The organism is Streptomyces scabiei 87.22, assembly GCF_000091305.1.
Taxonomy (GTDB): Bacteria; Actinomycetota; Actinomycetes; order Streptomycetales; family Streptomycetaceae; genus Streptomyces; species Streptomyces scabiei.
Genome location: NC_013929.1, coordinates 9,395,106 through 9,417,335 on the forward strand (window position 1 = coordinate 9,395,106; position 22,230 = coordinate 9,417,335).

A 22,230-nucleotide genomic window follows, 5' to 3' on the forward strand; every position below is an offset into this window, starting at 1 on the left:
ACCCCTAGCCACCCCCTACAACCCCCAGAGATCCTTCCAGCCACCCCAGATCCGCTGCCTCGGCGCGGGCAGCAGCCGGTAGAAAGTGCTGCATGAGATCTTCCGGACGGGTATCAGGCAGGCTCATGGCAACAAGTGATCTTCATGTGGCCTATCCGGAGAACCGGCACATCGTGGCCGGCATGCGTCCCCGGTCCGACGACGACTGGCTCATCGTGGCCGGCGACGTCGGTGAGATTACCGAGGACTTCACGTGGGCGCTGACCCTGCTGCGAGAACGATTCGACACTGTGATCTGGGCTCCGGGGAATCACGAACTCTGGACCCCTCCCGGCGACCCCGTCCAGTTGCGCGGGGAGGAACGCTACCGCCACCTCGTGGACATCTGCCGCGGTCTCGGCGTCCTCACCCCGCAGGACCCCTATCCCGTGTGGGACGGACCGGGCGGCCCCGTCACCGTCGCACCCCTCTTCGTCCTGTACGACTACAGCTTCCGCACCCCTACCGCCGCGACCAAGGAGCAGGCGCTCACCCAGGCGTACGAGGCCGGTGTGGTGTGCACCGACGAGATGCTCCTGCACCCCGACCCCTACCCGAGCCGCGAGGCGTGGTGCCACGCCCGGCTGATGGAGACCGAGCGCCGGCTCGCCGAGCGCGATCCCGAGCTGCCGACCGTACTGGTCAACCACTTTCCCCTGGTACGGGATCCGACGAGAGTCCTGTACCACCCGGAGTTCGCCCAGTGGTGCGGAACCGAACAGACCGCCAAGTGGCATGTGCGGTTCGACGCCAAGGTCGTGGTCTACGGCCATCTGCACATCCCCCGCACCACCTGGCACGACGGAGTCCGCTTCGAGGAGGTCTCGGTCGGTTACCCCCGCGAGCACCGGCAACGCGGCATGCCCCGAGGCGTCCTGCGCCAGATCCTTCCGGCGGTGACCGCGTGATCGACCAGCTGCTGCCCGACACGGTGGCCTCCGCCTGGTCCCGGGAGGACCTGCCCGACACCCGCCTGTTCCCCGAGGAGGAAGCGGCACTCGGCGACGCCGTCGACAGACGCCGCCGCGAGTACACCACCGTACGGGCCTGCGCCCGCAGGGCCTTCACCCAACTCGGCATGGAACCGGCCCCCGTCGTCCCCGGCCACCGCGGGGCGCCGCGGTGGCCGGACGGGCTGGTCGGAAGCATGACGCACTGCGCCGGTTACCGTGCCGCCGCCCTCGCCCGGGCGTCCGACGCCTTCGCCCTGGGGATCGACGCCGAGCCCCACCAGCCCCTGCCGGAGGGGGTCCTCGACGTCGTGGCCCGGCCCGAGGAACGCTCCTGGATCGCAGGGCAGGGCAGTGGTACCGGAGTGTGGTGGGACCGGCTGCTGTTCGGTGCCAAGGAAGCCGTCTTCAAGGTCTGGTACCCACACACGGGCCGAGAACTGGACTTCGACGAGGCAGTCGTCGATTTCCGTCCCCATGAAGTCGCCCCGGGACACGCGTCGGGCGTCTTCGACGCCCGGCTGCTGGTGCCCGGTCCGGCCATGCTCACGGAACTGTCCGGCCGCTGGCTGGTGCGGGACGGCCTGTCCGTCACCGCGATCGCCCTGCCCGCTCGGCCACCCCTGCAAGGGTGACGTCGGGCGAGAGGGTTCCACCCACTGTCGCGTCGCGTGGTGCGCGCCCAGCGTGCCACGGGGGACCTCGCGATCGACGGAAATCGCATCATGTTTTCGTAGGGGTGAGGCAGTTATGGAGTTCTTGTTGCTAGGTCCCCTGGTCATCCGGTCGGGCGGGAACGAATTGAGAGTGCCCGCCGCGAGGCAGCGGGTGATCCTCGCCGCCCTCGTGCTCAACGCGAACCGAGTGGTCCCGGTGGACAACATCGCGAGCTTTGTCTGGGACGGCACCCCGCCGCCCAGCGCCGTCGCCACGATCCGCACCTATGTCATGCGGTTACGTCAGGTCCTGGGCATGGCCGGGAGGGCGCGGATCACCACCCGAGCGCCCGGCTATCTGATCGAACTGGAGGAGGACGAGACCGACCTCGGACGGTTCACCGCCCACCGGAAGACCGCCGACGCCCTCGTCCAGGCGGGCCGCACCGCGCAAGCCGCCGAGGAACTCCGCAGAGCGCTCGCCCTGTGGCGGCACGACCCGCTGATGGACGTACCCTCGCGCACCCTTCAGGACATGGAGGTCTCCCATCTGCAGCGGCTCCATCTGCAGACCCGCATCTGGTGCGTGGACCTCGAGCTCGATCTGCAGCGCCATGCCGAGATCCTGCCCGAGCTGTGGCAGATGGTGCGGGAACATCCGCTCCACGAGGGACTCATCGGCCGTCTCATGCTGGCGCTGTTCCGCTCGGGCCAGCAGCCGGAGGCCCTCGACCTGTTCCAGCGGACCCGCGCCGCGCTCATCGACCAGCTCGGCACCGAGCCCGGCTCCGAACTGCGGGCCGTCCAGCGGCGCATCCTGCGTGCCGAGGACGAGCCGCCGCGGCACCGGGCCGCCTTCGAGGAGCGCCCCGAGACGCCCGGCGGCCACGGCGGGCCCTGGCCCGGCTGGCCGACCCCCGCCCAACTGCCCCAGGGCGTCACGGACTTCATTGCCCGAGACCAGGAGACCGCCGCGCTGGGACGGCTGCTGCGCGGCAGGGCGCCCGCCGCGGGCCCGGCCACCACGGTCGTGATCAACGGTGCCGCCGGCACCGGCAAGACCGCGCTGGCACTGCACGCGGCCCACGCCGTCCGCGGTGACTTCGCCGACGGACAGGTCTACGCGGACCTGGAGGGCAGCACGGGGAAACCCGCGCAACCCGCCGAGGTCCTCGCCCGGTTGCTCGTCGGCCTCGGGGTGCCCGATGTCGCGGTGCCGAGAACGATGGTCAACCGCAGCTCCCTCTTCCGGTCCCTGGTCGCCGACCGCCGCATGCTCATCGTGCTCGATGACGCCGTGAGCACCGCCCAGGTCCGCCCCCTCATCCCCGGCAGCGGCGGAAGCCGGGTGATCGTCACCAGCCGCAACCGGCTCGCCGACCTCGAAGGGGTCCACGACGTCACCCTGGACGCGCTCGACGAGGAAGCCTCGCTGCAACTGCTGGAACGATTCGCCGGCCGTTCCCGCGTGGACGCCGAACGCGCCGCCGCACACCGGCTCGTCGAAGCGTGCGCCGGTGTGCCGCTGGCCCTGCGCATCGTCGGCACCCGGCTGCGCTCACGACCCCGCCGCAGCCTCGGAGCCCTGGCGCACCGCCTGCTCGAACAGCGGCGTCTGCTCGACGAACTGCACCTCGGCGACCTGTCGGTCCGCACCGGACTCGACGCGGGATACGCCGCCGTGCACGGCCGGTCCGTGCACGGCATCGATCTCGCGGCGGCGTTCCGCACACTCGGCGCGGGCAACATGCCGTACGTCCGCGGCGAGACCGCGGCGGTGCTGCTGGGCTGTTCCCGGGAGAACGCCGAGGACGTGCTCGACGTGCTGGTCGACGCGCACCTGCTGCGCGAGCACGACCACTTCCGCTACCACCTCGACGCGCTGGTGCGCGCGTACGCCCGTGAACGCGCCGACGCCGAGGAGTGTCCGGAGTACCGGGTGCAGACACTGCGCCGCCTGCTCCGGTGGTATCTGCACACCCTCTTCCGGAGCGTCCGTCCGGGCCGGACGGGGGAACTCGAGGGGACGTACCTCCTGCGCCTGCCGACCGTGCACTGGACGGACGACGACCGCGCCGGACTCGTCGAGGCCCTCGCCGAGGCGGAGCGGACCGGCGTCGACCTGGTCGGCCGCCGGCTGGTCGGTGAGCTACGGGCACGGCTGCCACCGGTCGTGGCGCCCCGGGCCGCGTCCGGGTGAACCCCGGCCGGCAGCCGGCGGACCGCCGCCCGGCCCGTCCTCCCGGGCGTCGCGTCCCTCCCCGTCCCCTCGACGTCCTTCTCCCACGACCTCCCGCAGCCGCCCTCTCCGTGCTGCCGCCCTCCCCTCGGCCCGTCCGCGCCCGCCCGCCGGACCGCCCGGTGACGACACTTCAGGAGCCCCCCATGGACCCCTTGACCGAAGCGGTGCTCGCCGGCGCGCCCCCGACCGGCCGGCGAAGGAACCCACCTCGGCGTGCCCTCGTCACCTGAGTCGGCGTACCGGCTGCCGTGTCGCCGGCCGGGGATCCGGTGCGTCACCCGCCGGGCCGCGTCTTGCCCGTCGTTCCCGGGCGGGCCGCTCCGTCGACGGTCACGCAGATGCCGAAGACGCTCCCGTGGCCGGTCCAGCCGTTGACGTGGCCGCGGTTGTTGCTGATCTGCACCCGCTTCCTGGCATGGTCCACGGAGGACACCAGGTGCAGGTAGACCGTCCCCGCGACCCGTGCCAGGACGATGTCCCCGGCCTCGACCTTCGTCGGGTCCACGGGAGCGACGGTCACCTGCTGGCGACTGCGTATCAGCGGCACCATCGAGGAGCCGCTGGGCCGGAACGTCACGGTCGCCCCGCCCGCGACCCGCTCCGCCACCATGTCCAAGGCACCCATGCGAGGAGCGTGGCAGATCTCCGCCCACAGCCCCACCGATTAAGTTCGCGCGGCGGTGCCCGCGGTCGCCCTACGATCGGCGCGTGACGATCTCCTACGAGTGGCGGGGCCCCTTCGACAACACGGCCCTCGACGCACTGCACGCGGACGGCTTCGGCCATCCGGTGACCGCGACGGACTGGCGCGGACGACTGGAACGGCACAGCCTCGGCCGGGTCTGCGCGGGGGAGGACGGAGAGCTGATCGGCTTCGTCAACGTCGTCTGGGACGGGGGCGTGCACGCCTTCGTCCTGGACACGGTGGTCGCGGCGCATCGTCGTGGCAGCGGCGTCGGCGTCGCGCTGATCGAGGCCGCCGCCCGCGAGGCCCGTGCCGCCGGATGCCAGTGGCTGCACGTCGACTTCGAGGAGCACCTGCGGCCGTTCTACGTCGACGCCTGCGGCTTCAAGGACACGGCGGCCGGTCTGATCGCACTGTGACGGGGGGTCGGGACGCGTCCCGGCCCCCCGTGCTGCCCCCGGCGGTCAGGGTTTGACGTAGGTGCAGATGGCCAGCGGGGACTCCGGGGAGTAGGGGGCCGCGTCGGCGGGCCAGTCGCCGAAGCGGTGCTCGGGGACGAGCCCGGCGGCGCGGGCGTAGGCGTCCATCTCGTCCGGGTCGGTGAGCCGGGAGACCTCGGTGCCCACGCGGGTCGTGCCGTCGGCCTCGTACCAGACGTGGGACAGGTGCCACAGCGACCCCTGCGGCAGCAGGACGGAGTGGCTCTGCAGACCGGTGCCCGGCTCCGGGTAGGGCGAGAAGTAGGTGGCGCGGGCGCTGCCCTCGTGCAGGGCGACGATGGCCGGCTTGTTGTGGGTCTCGATCACCAGCCTGCCGCCGGGGGCCAGCAGTTCGGCCGCGCGACGCACCGCCGACTGCTGCTCCTCGGGCGTGAGCAGCATCGACAGGGTCGCGCAGACGCAGTACACGAGCCCCACGGTCCGCTCGGCGGTGTAGACGCAGATGTCGCCGTGCACGGGCTCGACGGGGGTGTCGTCGGCCAGGTCGCGGCGGAGCACGTCGAGCATCTCCGGAGAGGAGTCGACGCCGGTGACCGGTCCGACGCGGCGCGACAGCGGGAGCGCTATCCGCCCGGTGCCGACACCGAACTCGACGGTGCCCAGGCCCGGATCGGGATGCAGGAGGACCAGGCGTTCCACCTCGTCGACCACCGAGGCGTCGTCCGGGAACAGCCGGTGGTACCAGTCGCCGAACTGCCGGCCGTAGCCGATGTCCTCGACGACGGCGCTCGACGTGGGGCCGGGCGCAGGGGGTGTCGTGGTGGTGCTCATGGGTGCTGCCTCCGCTTCTTGGACGAGGTGTGCCTCGGGTGGACGGTGCTTCTGGCCTGGGAGCAGGCGCCCCACAGCACCACGAGGGCGACGCCGATGACGGCGGGGGTGCTGACGGCCCGGGTGGCGATGAGGAAGCCGACGATGCCGAGGGCCACCACGGACGGGATGAGCAGAAAGTCGTTCATGCACTTCTCCTGTCGGGATGTCTTTCTCCTGTCGGAGCGGATCCGGTGGTGCCGCCGGTCCCCGCTGTTACCTGCCGGCTCAGGACGCCAGGTCGCTGAGTTCCTGGAGCCGGGCGAGCCGGCGGTACAGCTCGCTGTGCCGGTGGAGTTCGTCGTGCGTTCCGACGGCGTGCACCCGCCCCCGGTCGAGCACGACGATCTGCCGGGCCTCGGTGACCGTGGACAGGCGGTGGGCGATGGCGATGACCGCGCAGAAGCCGGAGATCATCGCGATGCTGTCGCGCAGCGCGTTCTCCGATTCGGTGTCGAGGTTCGCGGTGGCCTCGTCCAGCAGCAGGAAGCGGGGCGCCTGCAGCAACGTACGGGCGATGGCGAGGCGTTGACGCTGACCGCCCGACAGGCCGGCGCCGCGGTCGCCGAGCGCGGTGTCGAGGCCCTGCGGGAGCGCGGCGATCACCTCGGTCAGGTTGGCCATGCGCAGTGCCTCGGCGATGTCCTTGTCGTCGGCGTCCGGCGCGCTGTAGGTGAGGTTCTCCCGGACGGTGCCACGCAGCAGGGTGTGGTCCTGGTCGACGTAGCCGACGATGGACCGCAGACGGTTGAGCGGCAGGTCGGTGATGTCCGTGCCGTCGATGCGGATCACGCCGGCCACCGGGTCGAAGAGCCGCTCGATCAGCTGGAAGACGGTGGACTTGCCGCCGCCGGAGGGGCCGACGACGGCGGTCAGCCCCTCGGCGGGGACGGTGAACGAGACGCCGTCGAGGACGACCCTGTCGCTGCCGGGATAGGAGAACCGGACGCCGTCGAAGACGAGGCCGGGTTCGTACCCGCGCCCGAACGGCCGGGCGGTACGCGGCTGTTCGGCCGGACGGCTGTCGTCCGGGTCCGTCTCGACCTCGATCCTGCCGAGCTCCGCGAGCCGTTCCACCGACGCCCTGCCGATCTGGAACTGCGCGATCGACTCGAACAGCGTCAGCAGCGGGGCCACCAGATAGAACAGGTAGAGGATGAACGCCGTCAGGTCGGCGGTGGGCATCGCCCCGGTCGCGGTGCGGGCCGCGCCCAGACCGATGACGACCGTCAGGGCGAGCTGGGTGCCGATGCTCATGGTCGGGTCGAGCAGCGACGACATCACCGTCACCTTGATCCCCGACTTCCGGGCCCGCCGGGCGATGGCCGCGATCCCCTCGGCCTCCCGGTCCTCGGCCCGGGACGCCTTCACGGTGGGCATCGCCCCGAGCACCCGCAGCAGGGCGGTGCCGAAGGTGCCCAGGTCGGTCTGGTTGAGCAAGGACACCTTCCGCACCCCGCGCGCCAGATAGAGCGAGACGGCGCTGGTGACGCCCAGACAGACCAGGGTGGCGGCGAGCAGCACGGTGTCGATCCAGGCCATCAGGACGACGCCGCCGACGACCAGGAAGCTGTTGTTGAGGATGCTGTCGATCGCGTGCGTCATCGTGGAGCGGGCGAGCATGGTGTCGCTGACCATCCGGGAGAACACATCGCCCTGCTGCAGCCCGCTGTACGCCCGGAACCGGGAGCGCAGCAGCCGCGAGGCCAGGTTCCTGCGGATGTCGTAGACGATGTTCTCCCCGGCCAGCCCGATGACGTACGAGTGGAGTGCGCCCAGGGTGGCGTCGGCGATGAACAGGGCGGCGCCCACCATGATCGGGCCGGTCAGCGAGCGTCCCTCGCCGACGGCGCCGACCAGGCTGCCGATGACCGCGGGCTGGGCCAGGGACGTCGCGGCGCCCAGCAGGCCGAGGAGGATGCCGAGCAGGACCATGCGGCGGTGCCGGCCCATGGCCCGCCAGGGCCGGGCCCCCTCGCCCCACAGCAGATGCAGGTCGAGCTGGGGCACCGCCCGGTGCGCGGCGCGCCGTCCGGCGCCGGGCGCGCCCGCCTTCTCCAGGTTCACCGGCGGATCCTGCGGGCGGGTGTGCCGCCCCCGGCCGGGCGGACGGTCACTCATCGCGCGCCCACGGCCCCGCGGTGGCCGCCCGGACCCGGTTCACTCGTGCTCCCCGCCGTCCTCGTCCGGTTCCGCGCGGTCCCGGGCGAGCCGCAGGCCCGCCTTGAGCAGGCCGACCGCGAAGATCAGCAGGCCGAGGAGGATGAAGGGGGTCGCGTTGTCCATGGTCACACCTTTGCGGGGGTCTTGGCCGGGGCCCGTGTCAGCGGGGTGCCCGGGGCCTGGGGGTCCAGGGGGACGAAGGGGGAGACGAACAGCAGGGAGGGACGGTGGCGCGTGTCGTAGCCGGTGTCCTTGGCCAGGGCGAACTGGAAGCCGCGGACGTCCGCGGGTACGGGCCCCCGGGACCTGATGAGGACGCGCAGGTGCTCGGTGACCATCCGGTACCCGGGGGTGCGTGCGGCCCCCTCGAAGCCGCCGAACTCCAGGGTCGGCAGGATGTCGGCGCACGCGTCGACGATCCCCTTGTCCGCGCGGCGGGTCGGGAACCACACGATGTGCCGGGGCTTGCGGGTCTCCGTGGCGAACGCGTCCTGCCAGGCCGCGGCGTTGCCGTCCGCGTCCACCGTGCGGTAGAGGAAGTGGCTGTCGTGCATACAGGGGTTGGGGGCGAAGAACCGCCAGTTCGGCACCAGGGACAGCACGTCCTTGGCACGGAACCGGGAGAACTGCTCGAAGGGATGCTGGCCGGCGACCGTGACGACCAGCATGGCCGCGCCGGCGATCCGCCAGGCCGCGCCCTCGCCGGTGAACGGGTTGCGCGACGGGAGTAGCCGGGGGGTGCTCATCGCGCGGTCTCCTTGTCGAGCGTGACGGACCTGGTCCGCCGGGGAGCCCCGGCCTTGTCCTCGACGCCCTGGAAGAACGCGAGCACACGGTCGGTGACCTGGTGGGCGTAGCGGCTGTTGATCAGCAGTGAGTCGTGCCCCGCGCCCTCGACGACGACCGTCTCGCTGGGCGCCCGGCGGTGCGCCTCGGCGAGTTCACGGTGCATCAGCAGTTGCTCGGGGTCGCGGTCCACCGTCCGCTGGGCGGAGATCACCAGGGCGGGCACCCCGTCGATCCGGTCGAGCGGTCCGGAGAACGTCTTGAAGTCCTCCTGCAGCGCCGCCCATTCGCGCCGGGCCGCGTACCACATCCGCGCGTCCCCGTACTGGGCGAAGACCTTGTCGTGGTAGGCGGCGGGCAGTTCCCTGATCCACCACGGGCGGGTCAGCAGGGCCCCGGTGCCCAGGCGCAGTGCCCGGCTCATGGACGCGAAGGAGCTGCCCAGACCGGCACCGGACACCCGCTGCTGGGCGGAGCGGTTGAACTGGTCCGGGTGCGAGGAGTCGAGGTACACGACGCCGTGCACGCGGTCGCCGAGCTGCCGCACGGCACGACGGGCGAGTTCGCCGCCGATCGAGTGGCCCACCAGGATCACCTTGCGGTGCGGAGCCACGGCCCCGTTCACCAGGTCGACGAGGTCGTCGACGGACTCCGTGAGCCGGTAGGCGGTGACCGCCCTGCGGCGGCTTCCGGCGTATCCGGCGCGGGCGTAGGTGAGGACGCCGTAGGTGGTCTCGTAGGACAGGCGCTCGCTGATCCAGGCGTAGTGCTCACTGGTGGACAGCAGGCCGGCGGCCAGCACGAAGACCGGCCGGTCGGTGTCGCCCGCCGACATCTCCTCGTACTGGAGCCGGTTGCCGTGACGGGTCGTCAGCACACGGGAGGTCCACCAGCCCTCGGTGGCACGCATGCGCCGCTGGACGGCGGTGACGGCCGCGGCCGCCGTGGCCCCGGCGAGCGCGGTGAGCGCGGCGGGCAGAGCGCGGTCGTCGCGTCCCGCGACGGCGGGGTGGGTGCGGGGAGCCGCGGTGTAGGCGATCAGGGGGTGCATCGCGGGGAACGCGGTCGCGAACCGGCCGAGCCCCATGAAGTAGCCGTTGGCCAGGTGGAACGCGGCGGCGCTCGCGAGGACGGGACGGGTCAGCCGGCCGCCCTTGAGGTAGGCGAGCGGGAAGAGGCACTCCAGCGCCAGCACGCCGTGGGCGAGCAGCCTGGCGGCCCGGGGGTTGCTCCGGATCCAGGCGTGCATGCCCTGGTGGCCGTAGGTGTGGGTGCGCATCACGCCGGGCAGGGCGGAGCCGTCGCGCCAGTCGGGGCCCAGCAGCTTCACCCAGCCGGAGACCAGGTAGGAGAGGTTGGACTGCAGGGCGACGTACCACAGGAGCGCGTCCTTGGCGGCCGGCGAGGGCACCAGGCGGGCGCCTCCCGTGGCGAGTTGGACGAGGGTCGCCACCTGGTCGGCGCCGTCGCTGCCGTAGTGCTGGCGGGGGCCGAGCAGGGCCGAGGTCGCGCCGAGGAAGAGGCTGCCCGCCCCGCGCCAGGCCGACCCGCCCGGCAGCAGCATGGCGGAGGCGACCGCGGCGCGCGTCACGTGCAGGGCCGTCGTGGTCCGCTGACCGCTGGCGATGTCGATCAGCCGGCGCACCAGCGGGTTCGCGTGCGCGATGCTGTCCCGGGCGATCTCCCAGTCGTTCATGCCCCCCTTGCCCATCTCGTGGCGCTGGGTGAGGTATTCGAGGGACGAGGTGAGGCTCGTCGCGGCGGCCAGCCGCTCCGACAGGCCCAGCGCACGGTCCCGGCCCACCGGTATCGGGCTGAACACCGCGGAGGCGACCCGGCCCGGCACGGCGGAATTGATCCTTCGGACGAGTTTCATGGAACCTCTTCTCCTGGTACTTTTGAGCACGTTTTTCGCGTGCGGAGAACCCGCTGCCGGACCAGAACAGCCCTCTGGTCCGACAGCGGGTTCCTTGTGCGTTCACTGCCGGGTGTTCACCGCCCGGTGTTCACCGCCGGGTCAGGAGGCGGGCGCGCCGCCGACCGCGGCGAGAGCGGCGGCGTTCTGGGCGTTGGCCTCCGCCGCCAGGTTGTTGGCCTCGGCCGCCTGGGCGACCCCGACGCCCGCGGTGGCCGCAGCCGCGATGGCTCCGATGCCCTCGGCCGCCTGGGCGATCCGGCCGATCCGCGCGATGCGCGGGGTGCCCAGGGTCGGGCGAGCGGCGACGTAGACGACACCCTCGACGGGGATCTCGACGCTGTTCAGCGCGTTCTCGATGCTGCTCATTTCTTTTATCCTCTCGCTTTCGGGACTTCGGAAGTTCTTTTCTTCCGGTGCCCTTCTGGAGAAAACAATAGGCTTCCGTCGACCGCCTGCGCATCGATAAAAATGCCTATTCGTGAACCGGGTGACAGAAAAGGCCCGGACCGAATCGGTCCAGGCCCTTTCGAATTCTCTCGCGCGTCTCAGCCCCCGCCGGGCCGCCGCCCGAGGTGGCGCAGCGCCGACGCGGCGGCGTTCGCTCCGCACATGCCGTGGGCGCCGGCACCCGGCGGCGAGGCGGCGGAGCAGAGGTACATGCCGGGAACTCCCGTGCGGTACGGGTCGAGCGCCAGGCGGGGGCGCATCGCCAGCTGCAGGGCGGTGTTGGCCCCGGTGACGATGTCGCCCCCGACGTAGTTCGGGTTGTAGGTCTCGAACGCGGCCGGCGGGCGGACGGCCATGTCGAGGACGCGCTCACGGAACCCGGGGGCGAACCGCTCGATCTGCCCGATGATCGCCTCGGTCGCGTCACCGTCGTAGCCGTGCGGGACGTGGGCGTAGGTCCAGACCGGGTGGAGGTCGCCCTTCGAACGGCTCGGGTCGGCCAGGTACTGCTGGCCGACCAGCACGAAGGGCCGCTCCGGCATGCGCCCGGCGTGGATCGTCCGCTCGGTGTGGGCGACCTCCTCGAAGGTCCCGCCGAGGTGGACGGTGCCCGCCCGGCGGGCCGCCTCGCTGGTCCACGGGACACCGCCCTCGACCGCGAAGTCGGCCTTGAAGGCTCCGGGTCCGTGGCGGAAGCGGCGGTAGGCGCGCGCGACCCGCCGCGGCAGCCGGTCACCCAGGATGTCGGCCACCGCGCGGGGCGCGAGGTCGAAGAGCACCACGTCGGCCGGTGGCAGGTCGGCCGGGGTGCGCACCCGCACACCGGTCTCGATCCGGCTTCCGCATTCCGCGAGCCGCGCCGCGAGCGCGTCGGCGATGGCCCGGGAGCCGCCCGCCGCCACCGGCCAGCCGTGCCGGTGGCCCGCCGCGATGATCGTCAGCCCGACGGCGGCGCTCGCCGGCCGGTGGAACGGGCGGAAGGCGTGTGCGGCCACCCCGCCGAAGAGGGCCCGGGCGGCCGGTGACCGCCACAGCCGGGCCGTCACGGCGGCCGGCAGCAGCGCCTGCGGCCCGAAGGCCGCCAGCCGCAGCGGATGGCGGGGCACGTGGGTGAGCGGCCGCATGAGGTCCTCGGCCAGCGCGTCGAAGCCGTCCGCCAGCGGCCCGAACACCCGCCGCCACCGGCGTCCGTCGGCCCCGCCGAGTCCGTCCGCCGTCTCCTGGACCGACCGGTGCAGCACACCGGCCTCGCCGGAGTCCAGCGGATGCGCGCAGTCGATGTCCGGCAGGCGCCAGGTCAGGCCGTGGCGCCCCAGGTCGAGGCTGCGCAGGAACGGCGAACCGACGGCCATCGGGTGGGTGGCGGAGCAGTGGTCGTGCAGGAGTCCCGGGGTCAGTTCGCTGGTGCGGGTACCGCCGCCGATGGTGCCGGCAGCCTCCAGGACGGTGACCTCGACGCCCTCCCGGGCGAGGTACACGGCGGCCGCGAGACCGTTCGGACCGCTGCCCACCACGACGGCCGTAGTCATGTGTCTCCCGGGTCCTTCGAGTCTCCCGCGTCCTGTGCGTCAGCGGTTTCCCTGCGTTTTTCTGCGCTTTCCTGTTTTCCCCGCAGAGGGACATCGGTCCGCCGAAAGGCACGGAACGGCGGGCCGGAAAAGAAAGGAGCGGGCCCTCGAAAGGGCCCGGTCCCGGGCCGGTTCACCGCTCTGCGGGACGAGGGAAGGACGTCCCGGCGCCTTTGGCTCTCCGAGATTAATGCGTCCACCGGCCCGGCGCGATGCGCAGAATTGCCTATTTCACCGCCGCGTCGCGTCGGCGCCTCCCGGGCCGCCTATCCCGCGTCCCAGCTCATGTCCGGTTCCGGTTCCGCGTGTGCGGGCGGCTTGGCGTGCCGTCCGGCCGGCCGCCGGGGCGCCGCGGACTTCTCCGTGCTCGCGGGCGGGGCGTCTTCGAGGACCGGGAAGTGGGCGATGAGCCACCATCCGCCGTCGTCGGCGGGGCCCGCCGTCAGCGAGCCGCCGACGGCCTCGACCCGCTCGCGCAGCCCGATCAGGCCGTAGCCGCCGCGGCCCCCCGTGGGACGGGAGACCCGGCCCTCGGGGCCGCCGTTGTGGACGTCCACCCGGAGCAGATCGCCACGCGTGCGCTGGACGCGTACGGTCGCCCGGGTCCCCGGTGCGTGCCGCCGTACGTTGGTCAGCGCCTCCTGCACCACACGGTGGACCGCGCAGCCCACTTCGGGCAGCAGCGTGCTCCCGCGGGCGACCCCGGTGACCTCCAGCTGGGCGGACGATCCGTCCCCCTGGCCGCTGAAGGCCGAGACGAGTCGGGCGAGTTCGGCGTAGGGAGCCTCGGGGCACTCGATGGCACCCTGCTCACCGTCCTCGCGCAGCACGCTGATCAGACGCCGCATGGAGTCCATGGTCCGCTGCCCGGCCTCGGCGATGTTGCCCAGGATGGGGCCGACCTGATGGGGCGCGCTCTCGTGGATCACCCCGGCGGCGTGGGCCTGCGCGATGATGCCCGTCACATGGTGAGCCACGAAGTCGTGCAGTTCCCGGGCGAGTTGGATCCGCTCGGCGAGCCGGACGGCGGAGATCGTCCGACGCCGCCGGGCGTCCAGCGTCCGCAGGTAGCAGCCCCCGCCCACGGCCCCGCCGACCGCGAACGTCAGCAGGAAGGGGTACGTCAGCGTGATGCCCGTGCCCCCGGTGCGCAGGGGTTCGTCGATGACGCTCGCCCCCAGCGCGGCGGCCAGGGCCAGGACGATGCCGGGCCGGGAGACGTTGCGGCAGATGCGCATCAGCAGGACGAGCATGCACGCCGTCTCCAGCAGCCCCCACGCGGGCAGGTCCGACCCCATCAGGGAGGTGCCCAGCGTCACCGCCGTGGAGAGACCCGCACAGATCCCCGCCCGCCACTCGGTGCTCAGCCGCGGGGCCGGTACCACCACCAGCGCCAGGGCGAGCGGGCCGGTCACCAGCGGCAGCCAGTCCACGGGACCGCGCTGATGGACCCCGATGACGACCACGTCGAGAACCAGCAGTGCGCCCAGCGCCGGGTACAGGGCGCAGTGCTTCAGCTGCCGCATGGGTAACCGGGGAGCACCGTGGTGCGGCCGGGTCGCCTGTGCCGAAAGTGCCGTGAGTGACGAGGTGGTCATGTCACCGGAGGCTAGGCATGCACATGTCCTTCCGGGAGACGGAAGTCCGATCTGTGGGGAGGGACACAGATCATCCACAGGGCGAACATGATTCCCCCCTCAACGCTCCGTCCGCACCGTCCCGTTGGCCCAGGCCCACGCGGCCACCTCGACACGGTTGCGCACCCCCAGCTTGTGGTGGATGTGGCCCAGATGCGTCTTCACCGTGGACAGGGACAGACACAGCTCGTCGCTGATCTCCTGGTTGGTGCGGCCCACCGCGACGAGCCGGGCGACCTCCAGTTCCCGTGCGCTGAGCGCCGAGCCGGGCACCCCGCCTGCGGCGGCCGACGTCCGTTCCTCCAGCAGCCGCAGCAGCCGGACCGTCACCCCGGGCGAGACCAGTGCGTCGCCGCGCGCCGCCGACCGCACCGCCTCGATCAGCAGGGCGGGCGCGGCGTCCTTCAGCAGGAAACCGCACGCGCCGTTGCGCAGCGCGATGGTGAGGTAGTCGTCCTGGTCGAAGCTGGTGACCACCACGACCTGGGTCGGGTGTGTCGCTCCCGGCCCGGCGAGCAGCCGGGTGACCTCCAGTCCGTCCAGCTTCGGCATCCGAACGTCCACCAGGCACACGTCCGGCCGCAGTACGCGTGCCGACTCCACGCACGCGAGCCCGTCGGCGGCCTCCCCGACCACCTCGATGCCCTGCTGGGCGTCCAGGATGAGACGGAAGCCGGCCCGGACCAGGTCCTGATCGTCGGCGATCATCACGCGTATGGGGGCGTCGCTCACGCGGCGAGCATGCCATGGATCACCTGGGCGGTCCGGCCTTACGGGGAAGCCGGCGGACCGAACTGCCCTGCCGAATGGGGCGGTTGGCCCTTTCCCGGCGAAAGGCGTGTCCCGGCCGCAGGACCGGGCCCATCGACTGATGACTACTGCCCGGTATCGGTCGAACGGTCGATGCCCGGGAACGGGATGTCACGGGAGAGTCACAGCGCAATCGACGCACGACCCACGGGTCCGCGACCCCTACCGAACAAGGCAGGCACCCCATGGCAATGGACAGCGACGGCCGGCTCAGCGCCCGGGAACTGGAGATTCTCCTGCTGGCGGCCCACGGCATGTCGGACGCGGACATGTCCCGGAGACTGTCGATCTCACCTCGTACGGTGGCCGCCCATATGCGCAGCATCAGGGAGAAGTTGTGTGCGAAGAACCGTACGCATCTCGTCGTCACGGCGCTGTGCGCGGGAATCCTCGCGCTGCGGGCGGACCCGCTCGACCACCTCGACGAAACGTTCCGCTTGACGGGTCGCAGCGGGGTCCGCGCCCAGCCCCTGGGCGTCGGGTAGACCGCGGGCGGGCCCGGGACCTCATCCGCCGTCCCCCTGCCCGTCCGCTGCTCGCCGCCCTCTGGATCCGGCGGTTCCGCCGCGGACCCCTGGAGCATCTCCTCGACCTCGCCACGCGCCCAGCCCGCCACATCAGGTGACGAGCGGGCGAACTTCGGCCGAACCCGGGCCCGTTGACCGAATCGGCATGGACAGGTCACGTCTGTGCGGGCGCAGGATTCTCTTCGCACCATCTGCGAGTCACGACCCTCGACGGCCTGCACGACGGTAAGGAAGCGAACCTGTGAGAACCCCCCGCACTGCTGGAAGAGCCGCCCTCCTCGTCTCGGTCACCGCGCTGACCACCTCGCTCGTGGTCTCCCCCGCGGGAGCGCGAGCGGGAGCCGCCGGGTCCGCCCTCCCGACGGTGACCGCGACGAGCGAGACGGCCGCGCTGTACGACGACGAGGCCGGCGGCAACTCCGACGCCGACGACCCGGCGATCTGGCGCAACCCCGCCGACCCCGGCCGCAGCCTCGTCGTCGCCACCGCGAAGGAGGGCGGCCTGCGCGTCTACGACCTGAACGCCCGCCCGGTGCAGTCACTGCCCGCGCCGCAGCCGCCGACGCGGGACGACGCCCCCGGCCGCTACAACAACGTCGACCTCGTCACCGGCCTGCGCACCCCCGCCGGGCGGACCGACGTCGCCGTGGTCAGCGACCGGGGCAACGACCGCTTGCGGATCTACCGGATCGACCCCACCCGCCGCGGCGGCCCGCTGACCGACATCACCGACCCGGCCGCCGCTCCCGTCTTCTCCGCCGACCAGGCCGAGATCAACGACCAGCACACCGCGTACGGCCTCGCCACCTGGACGGACCGGGCCACCGGCCGCTCCTACGCCCTCGTCAGCCGACGCGAGCGCACCCGCCTCGCCCTGCTCGAACTCCTCCCGGCGGCGAACGGCAAGGTCGGCTACCGCACGGTCCGCACCCTCGACCTGCCCTCCTCCTTCCGGCTGCCCGACGGCACGACCTGGAGTCCCTGCGGCGAGCCCGGCGAACTCCCGCAGGTCGAGGGCATGGCCGTCGACCCCGCCACCGGCACCCTCTACGCCGGCCAGGAGGACATCGGTGTCTGGCGCCTGCGCGCCGACCTGACCGGCAGGCCCGTCCTGATCGACAGGACCAGGCAGTACGGCGTCCCCGGACGGTACGACGAGGAGAGCGAGGAGTGCGTGCCGGGGGCCGATCCCGGCTTCGGCGGGAAGCGTCTGTCGGCCGACGTCGAGGGCCTGACGATCTATCAGGAGCCGGACGGGGACGGGTACCTGCTCGCCTCCAGCCAGGGGGACGACACCTTCGCCCTGTACGACCGGGAGGTGCGCGAGGGCAACGAGTACGAGGGCGGCTTCCGGATCGGGGCGGCGTCGGACACCCTCGACGGCGTGCAGGAGTGCGACGGCGCTGCCGTCCTCAACGCCCCGCTGGGCCGCCGCTATCCGCGCGGGCTCCTCGTCGTCCAGGACGGCCACGAGACCCCCGGCGTCCCGGACGGGGAGGGCGGCACCCGTACGTCCACCGGCTTCAAGTTCGTCGATCTCGGAGACCTGGTGGACGCCACCGGCATGTGAGGGGCGCCTCTCCGCAGACCTTCCCCTGCTCTCCGCCGCCCCGTCTCCGCCCCCTCCGCGCGGTCAGTCCCCGATCGCGCAGAGGGGGTCCTCGTCCAGTCCGTCCGCCATCCACTGCTCCAGGGCCGCGACATGGACCGTCGCGGCGGAGACCGCCAGCGCGGCGTCACGGGCCTGCAGGGCGCGAAGGATGGCCTCGTGCTCGCGGTGGGCATGCTCCACGGCCCGCTCCGCGCGGGTGCCCCGGACGATCCGGGCCCGCTGGGTGCGGGTGGAGAGCACCTTCATCAGCATGGACAGTACCGGGTTGCCGACCGCCTCCACGATCCCCAGATGGAAGGCGATGTCGTGGCCGACGAACTCCTCCACCGTGGCGGCGGCCCGTGACCGCTCCAGGATGCCGCCGAGGTCACGGAGGTCGTCGGCGGTGAGCAGCGCGGCCGCCGCCCCGGTGGCCTGGGGTTCCAGCAGCCGCCGCACATGGAGCAGTTGCAGTGCCGTCCGTCCCTGGGAGACGTCGGAGGCGAAGGAGAGCGACTCCAGCAGGAGGTGCGGCTCCAGGCTGGACACATAGGTGCCGTCGCCCTGCCGGGTGACCAGGATGCGCATCGCGGTCAGGGCCCGTACCGCCTCCCGCAGCGAGCTGCGGGACAGGCCGAGCTGGGCGGCGAGGATCTCCTCCTTGGGCAGGCGGGACCCCGGCGCCAGCTCACCGGCCACGATCATCGCCTTGATCTTGTCCATCGCCTCGTCGGTCAGTGCCACGAGAGACCTCCCTGCCGCGGCCTATTCCTGCTTCTCGCCGGAGGCGAAGCGGGAGATGATCAGCGCGACGATGATGATCGCGCCGTTGAGGAACTGGTTCCACAGGGGCGGGACACCCGCCAGCGTCATGACGTTCACGACGAGCTGGAGCGTCAGCACACCGGTGAGCGCGCCGAACACGGACCCCTTGCCGCCGTTGAGGCTCACCCCGCCGATGACGGTCGCGGCGAAGACCTGGAAGATCCAGCCGCTGCCCTGGGTGGCGGAGATCGAGCCGTAGTGACCGCTGTAGAGGATGCCGGCGAACGCGGCCAGCACACTGCCGAGGATCAGCACCGTCCACACGATCCGGTCCACCCGGATACCGGCGGTGCGGGCCGCCTCCGCGTTCCCGCCGATCGCGTACAGCGCCCGGCCGTGCCGCAGCCAGGCCAGCGCGCTGCCGCCCGCCGCGAACAGCACCACACAGATCCAGATCGCGGCCGGCACACCCAGCCAGGACGCCCTGCCCAGGTAGGTGAACGAGGACGGCAGTTCGACGATGGACTGGCCCTCGGAGAGGGCGACCTGGAGACCGCGCAGCATGGTGAGCATGCCGAGGGTGACGATGAAGCCGTTGAGGCGCAGCTTCAGGATCAGGAACCCGTTGACGGCCCCGATCACCACGCCCACCAGCAGACACAGCGGTACGGCCGTCCACTCGGGCAGCAGCCCGAGCCCGGTGAACCGGGCGCCGCCGGTCGGCAGGACCAGCCAGACGGCGATGACGGGCGCCACGCCGATGGTGGACTCCAGGGACAGGTCCATCCGGCCGCAGACCAGGATCAGCGCGGTGGCCAGCACCAGCAGGCTCAGCTCGGTGGACTGCTGGGCCACGCCGATGAGGTTGTCGGCGGTCAGGAAGGCCGGCGAGACGATGAACCCGATCAGTCCGAGGACGAGGATCGCCGGGACCAGGGACAGCTCACGGAAGCGACCGAGGTCGAGCCCGCGGCGGGTGTCCCCGGTGGTCTCCCGCGCCGCTGCCGTGGCGGGGTCGGTGACATCAGTGGTGGCGGACATGACTACCTTCCGTGCTCTTCGGTGGTGTCCGGCGCGGTGTCCGCCCGGTCGTCGGTGGCGGTGCCGGACGCCCCGGCCCGGCCCGCCGTGGCCCCGGCGGAGGTCTCCCCGCGCCCGGCCACGCCTTCCATGGCGGCGACCACGTGCTCGTCCTTCCAGCCGCGGTCGAACTCGGCGACCGCCCGCCCGTGGAACATCACCACGAGCCGGTCGCAGACCTTCAGGTCGTCCAGCTCGTCGGAGACGATCAGTGCGGCCTTCCCGGCGTCCGCGACCTGCCGGATCCGGCGCAGCAGGAACTCCTTGGACCTGACGTCCACCCCGTTGGTGGGGCGGATGGCGACCAGCACCTGGGGGTCGGTGGCCAGGGCGCGGGCGACCACCACCTTCTGCTGGTTGCCGCCCGACAGGGCCGACACCGGGGTGGAGCCGCCCGGGGTCTTGATGTCGAGGTCGCGGATCATGCGCCGCGCGAAGCTCCTGGTCCGGGCGGGCAGCACCGTGCCGTACGGGCCGAGCTGGTCGGTGACGGTCAGGGTGGCGTTCTCCGCCACGCTGCGGTTGTTGACCAGGCCCTGGAGGTGCCGGTCCTCCGGGACGAGGCCCACGCCGACGGCGAGCGCCGAGGGCACGCTGCCGCCCTTCACCCGCCGCCCGCCGACGGAGATCGTGCCCCGCTCCGGGCGGTGCAGCCCGGCGACGGTCTCACCGACCCGCACATTGCCGCTGGCGGCAGCGCCGGCGAGGCCGACCACCTCGCCCGCGCGCACCGACAGCGACAGGTCCTCGCAGGCGCCGGTCAGGGTGAGGCCCTCGACCGTGAGGAGGCCGGGGGAGTCGGGCCGTACCGGAGGGCGGTTCTCCACGGCCTCCGCCGCCGTGACGGTGGTCTCCCCGGTCATGGCCTCCACCAGCTCCTGGTGGCCGAGCCGGGCGACGGGCGCGGTCAGGATGTGGGAGGCGTCGCGGTAGACCGTGACGGTGGTGCAGAGGTCGTACACCTCCTGCAGATGGTGCGAGATGAAGAGGAAGGCGACGCCCTGGCGCTGGAGGTCACGGAGCTTGTCGAAGAGGCGGTTGATGCCGCGGGCGTCGAGCTTCGCGGTCGGTTCGTCGAGGATGATGAAGCGTGCGCCGAACGACAGCGCCCGCGCGATCTCCACGAACTGCCGCTGTTCGACGGTGAGATCCCTCGCCCGTGCGCCGGCCCGCACGTCGACGCCGTATCCGGCGAGCAGTTCCTCCGCCCGTGACCGCAGTCGCTTCCAGCGGATGGGGCGGACCGCGCCGTCGCTCTGCCGGTTCAGGAAGAGGTTCTCGGCGACGGTCAGGTCCGGGATGATCGTGGACTTCTGGTAGACGCAGGCGACCCGGGAGCGCCAGGCGTCGATGTCGCCGACGGCGGGCGCCGCCTCGCCGGAGAAGCGCAGGGTCCCGGTGTCGGCGGGCTGCAGGCCGGTCAGGATGGACACCAGCGTCGACTTGCCGGCGCCGTTGCGGCCGACGAGCGCGTGCGACTCGCCGGGGGCGATGGTGATCCGGGCGTCGCGCAGCGCGACGGTGGCGCCGAACCTCTTGCTGATGCCGGTGGCCTCGGCCACCGGGGCGGGACTCCCGGCGGCGGGGTGCCCGCCGCCGTTCGCCGCGGCGGTCGCGGTGTCCGCCATGTGGATACCGTCCTTCGTGGGGTGGGTACGAGAGGGTGCGGGCGGAGGGACGGGCCGCGCCCCTCCGCCCCGGTGCCGGTCCGGCACCGGCTAGCCGACGTTGTTGCCCCACAGGGTCTTGTCGTCCACGTTGTCCTTGGTCACCAGCGGCGCCGGCAGCTGGTCCTCCAGACCGTTGGGGATCTTGATGATCGTGGAGTCGTGGTCGGTGGCACCGGGCTTGAACGTCTTGCCCTCGGCCGCGGCCTCGGCGTAGTACAGCGCGTACTTGGCGTAGAGGTCGGCGGGCTGGGAGACGGTGGCGTCGATCTGGCCCTTGCGGATGGCGTCGAACTCCTGCGGGATGCCGTCGTTGGAGACGATCGAGATGTGGCCCTTCTGCCCGGCCGGCTTCAGCAGGCCCTTCTGCTCCAGCAGGGCCAGGGTGGGCTGCAGGAAGACGCCGCCGGCCTGCATGTAGATGCCGTTCAGGTCGGGGTGCTGGGCGAGCAGGCTCTGCAGCTTGGCGGAGGCCACGTCGCCCTTCCAGTCGGTGGGCAGCTCAAAGAACTTGATCTTGGGGTACTTCGTCCTCATGCACTCGGCGAACGCCTCGGAGCGGTCGCGGCCGTTGATGGAGTCCAGGGCACCCTGCAGTTCGGCGACCTTGCCCTTGCCGCCGAGCTGCTTGCCGAGGAACTCGCAGGCCTTGGTGCCATAGGCCCGGTTGTCGGCGCGCACGACCATGTAGACGTCGCCCTTGTCGGGCCGGGTGTCGACGCTGACCACGGGGATCTTCTTCGACGCCAGGGTGTCGAGGGTGGAGGCGATGGCGCCGGTGTCCTGCGGCGCCATGACGACGGCCTTCGCGCCCGTGTTCTGGAACACCTGCACGTTGGCGACCAGCTTGGTCACGTCGTTCTGCGAGTTGCTGAGCGGCAGGGCGTTGATGTCCTCGGACTTCACGTCCTTCTTCAGGTACTCGGCGTAGGAGTTCCAGAAGTCCGAGTCGGAGCGCGGCAGGTCGATCCCGATGGCGGGCTTGTCACCGCCCGAGCCGCCCGAGCCGCCCGAGCCGGCCGAGCCGGAGGAGCTGTCGCGATTGCACGCGGTCAGGAGGGTGAGGGCCGCGAGGGCGCAGGCCGCTGCGGCGGTGGAGCGGGTGCGAGCGAGCTTCATGGCCGGGTTCTCCTTAGCCAGGACGGGGAGGCCGCCCTCCGGGACAGGCGTGAGGGGACCGTCGAAGGGGAGGGTCGGGGGTCAACCGGTGAACGAGGAGCGGAGTTTGACCGGCCACGAGATGGTGGGGCGATTCCTCCGATGTATCTCGGACGACGAGGACGTTACGACGGCATTGCCGGAGTTGACAAGAGGTCCTTCCCGACGAGTTGTCCGCATGATCGAGGGGGAGGTGGCGGACATCCGGGGAAGGATGTCGCACATGACCGA

The 22,230-nt window shown here is 71.9% G+C and carries 21 protein-coding genes; 6 read left to right on the top strand and 15 right to left on the bottom strand.

What is annotated here, in order from left to right; genetic code table 11:
• Positions 1-125 precede the first annotated feature (125 nt).
• The 3 genes from SCAB_RS40210 (at position 126) to SCAB_RS40220 (ending at position 3,845) form a co-directional block, all read left to right on the top strand.
• Positions 126-947 carry a metallophosphoesterase family protein gene (locus tag SCAB_RS40210; RefSeq protein ID WP_013005796.1) on the top strand — a complete coding sequence of 274 codons (822 nt, stop codon included), beginning with the start codon at positions 126-128 and terminating at the stop codon, positions 945-947.
• A complete protein-coding gene (locus SCAB_RS40215) occupies positions 944-1,624 on the top strand; it encodes a 4'-phosphopantetheinyl transferase family protein (protein ID WP_013005797.1) in 681 nt (226 codons plus the stop codon). Before SCAB_RS40210 ends, SCAB_RS40215 begins: the two co-directional genes overlap by 4 nt.
• 172 nt (positions 1,625-1,796) lie before the next feature.
• Complete coding sequence (locus SCAB_RS40220; RefSeq protein WP_013005798.1) at positions 1,797-3,845, top strand: AfsR/SARP family transcriptional regulator; 2,049 nt, start codon at positions 1,797-1,799, stop codon at positions 3,843-3,845.
• 316 nt (positions 3,846-4,161) lie between these two features.
• On the opposite strand, the gene SCAB_RS40225 is transcribed toward SCAB_RS40220, so the two are convergent.
• Positions 4,162-4,512 (bottom strand): S24 family peptidase, encoded by a 351-nt coding sequence (locus tag SCAB_RS40225; protein WP_037728697.1) that lies wholly within the window; start codon positions 4,510-4,512, stop codon positions 4,162-4,164.
• An 83-nt stretch (positions 4,513-4,595) separates the two neighbouring features.
• On the opposite strand from SCAB_RS40225, the gene SCAB_RS40230 reads away from it, so the two are divergent.
• Positions 4,596-4,991, top strand: coding sequence for a GNAT family N-acetyltransferase (locus tag SCAB_RS40230; protein ID WP_013005799.1), 396 nt, complete (start codon positions 4,596-4,598; stop codon positions 4,989-4,991).
• 45 nt (positions 4,992-5,036) lie between these two features.
• Here SCAB_RS40230 and SCAB_RS40235 read toward each other — a convergent pair whose 3' ends face one another.
• From SCAB_RS40235 to SCAB_RS40275, 10 genes are all read right to left on the bottom strand, one after another.
• Positions 5,037-5,843, bottom strand: a complete 807-nt coding sequence (locus SCAB_RS40235; protein WP_013005800.1) for a class I SAM-dependent methyltransferase — start codon at positions 5,841-5,843, stop codon at positions 5,037-5,039.
• The gene (locus SCAB_RS40240) at positions 5,840-6,031 is read right to left on the bottom strand and encodes a hypothetical protein (RefSeq protein WP_013005801.1); all 192 of its coding nucleotides are present in this window, start codon (positions 6,029-6,031) and stop codon (positions 5,840-5,842) included. The genes SCAB_RS40235 and SCAB_RS40240 overlap by 4 nt, the downstream gene beginning before the upstream one ends.
• A 79-nt stretch (positions 6,032-6,110) precedes the next feature.
• On the bottom strand, positions 6,111-8,003 hold the full coding sequence (locus SCAB_RS40245) for an ABC transporter ATP-binding protein (protein ID WP_041670169.1): 1,893 nt from the start codon (positions 8,001-8,003) through the stop codon (positions 6,111-6,113).
• Between the two features lie 39 nt (positions 8,004-8,042).
• Positions 8,043-8,168, bottom strand: coding sequence for a hypothetical protein (locus SCAB_RS49145; protein ID WP_013005803.1), 126 nt, complete (start codon positions 8,166-8,168; stop codon positions 8,043-8,045).
• Between the two features lie 2 nt (positions 8,169-8,170).
• Positions 8,171-8,791 (bottom strand): hypothetical protein, encoded by a 621-nt coding sequence (locus tag SCAB_RS40250; RefSeq protein ID WP_013005804.1) that lies wholly within the window; start codon positions 8,789-8,791, stop codon positions 8,171-8,173.
• Positions 8,788-10,707, bottom strand: coding sequence for an alpha/beta fold hydrolase (locus SCAB_RS40255; protein WP_013005805.1), 1,920 nt, complete (start codon positions 10,705-10,707; stop codon positions 8,788-8,790). The genes SCAB_RS40250 and SCAB_RS40255 overlap by 4 nt, the downstream gene beginning before the upstream one ends.
• Before the next feature lie 141 nt (positions 10,708-10,848).
• Positions 10,849-11,115 (bottom strand): hypothetical protein, encoded by a 267-nt coding sequence (locus SCAB_RS47485; protein ID WP_013005806.1) that lies wholly within the window; start codon positions 11,113-11,115, stop codon positions 10,849-10,851.
• A 179-nt stretch (positions 11,116-11,294) separates the two neighbouring features.
• The gene (locus SCAB_RS40265) at positions 11,295-12,725 is read right to left on the bottom strand and encodes a phytoene desaturase family protein (protein ID WP_013005807.1); all 1,431 of its coding nucleotides are present in this window, start codon (positions 12,723-12,725) and stop codon (positions 11,295-11,297) included.
• A 305-nt stretch (positions 12,726-13,030) separates the two neighbouring features.
• Entirely contained in the window at positions 13,031-14,290 is a 1,260-nt protein-coding gene (locus tag SCAB_RS40270) for a sensor histidine kinase (protein WP_013005808.1), read from the bottom strand.
• A gap of 171 nt (positions 14,291-14,461) precedes the next feature.
• On the bottom strand, positions 14,462-15,109 hold the full coding sequence (locus SCAB_RS40275) for a response regulator (protein ID WP_049875904.1): 648 nt from the start codon (positions 15,107-15,109) through the stop codon (positions 14,462-14,464).
• Positions 15,110-15,396: 287 nt separating this feature from the next.
• Here SCAB_RS40275 and SCAB_RS40280 point away from each other — a divergent pair, with 287 nt between their 5' ends.
• Positions 15,397-15,696 (top strand): helix-turn-helix domain-containing protein, encoded by a 300-nt coding sequence (locus SCAB_RS40280; protein ID WP_013005810.1) that lies wholly within the window; start codon positions 15,397-15,399, stop codon positions 15,694-15,696.
• Between the two features lie 283 nt (positions 15,697-15,979).
• Positions 15,980-17,308 (top strand): phytase, encoded by a 1,329-nt coding sequence (locus SCAB_RS40285; RefSeq protein ID WP_013005811.1) that lies wholly within the window; start codon positions 15,980-15,982, stop codon positions 17,306-17,308.
• A gap of 63 nt (positions 17,309-17,371) precedes the next feature.
• On the opposite strand, the gene SCAB_RS40290 is transcribed toward SCAB_RS40285, so the two are convergent.
• The 4 genes from SCAB_RS40290 to SCAB_RS40305 form a co-directional block, all read right to left on the bottom strand.
• Positions 17,372-18,073 (bottom strand): FadR/GntR family transcriptional regulator, encoded by a 702-nt coding sequence (locus tag SCAB_RS40290; RefSeq protein WP_013005812.1) that lies wholly within the window; start codon positions 18,071-18,073, stop codon positions 17,372-17,374.
• 21 nt (positions 18,074-18,094) lie between these two features.
• Entirely contained in the window at positions 18,095-19,135 is a 1,041-nt protein-coding gene (locus SCAB_RS40295; protein WP_013005813.1) for an ABC transporter permease, read from the bottom strand.
• A 2-nt stretch (positions 19,136-19,137) separates the two neighbouring features.
• The gene (locus SCAB_RS40300; protein WP_013005814.1) at positions 19,138-20,802 is read right to left on the bottom strand and encodes a sugar ABC transporter ATP-binding protein; all 1,665 of its coding nucleotides are present in this window, start codon (positions 20,800-20,802) and stop codon (positions 19,138-19,140) included.
• A 90-nt stretch (positions 20,803-20,892) separates the two neighbouring features.
• Entirely contained in the window at positions 20,893-21,960 is a 1,068-nt protein-coding gene (locus SCAB_RS40305) for a sugar ABC transporter substrate-binding protein (protein WP_013005815.1), read from the bottom strand.
• Between the last annotated feature and the right edge of the window lie 270 nt (positions 21,961-22,230).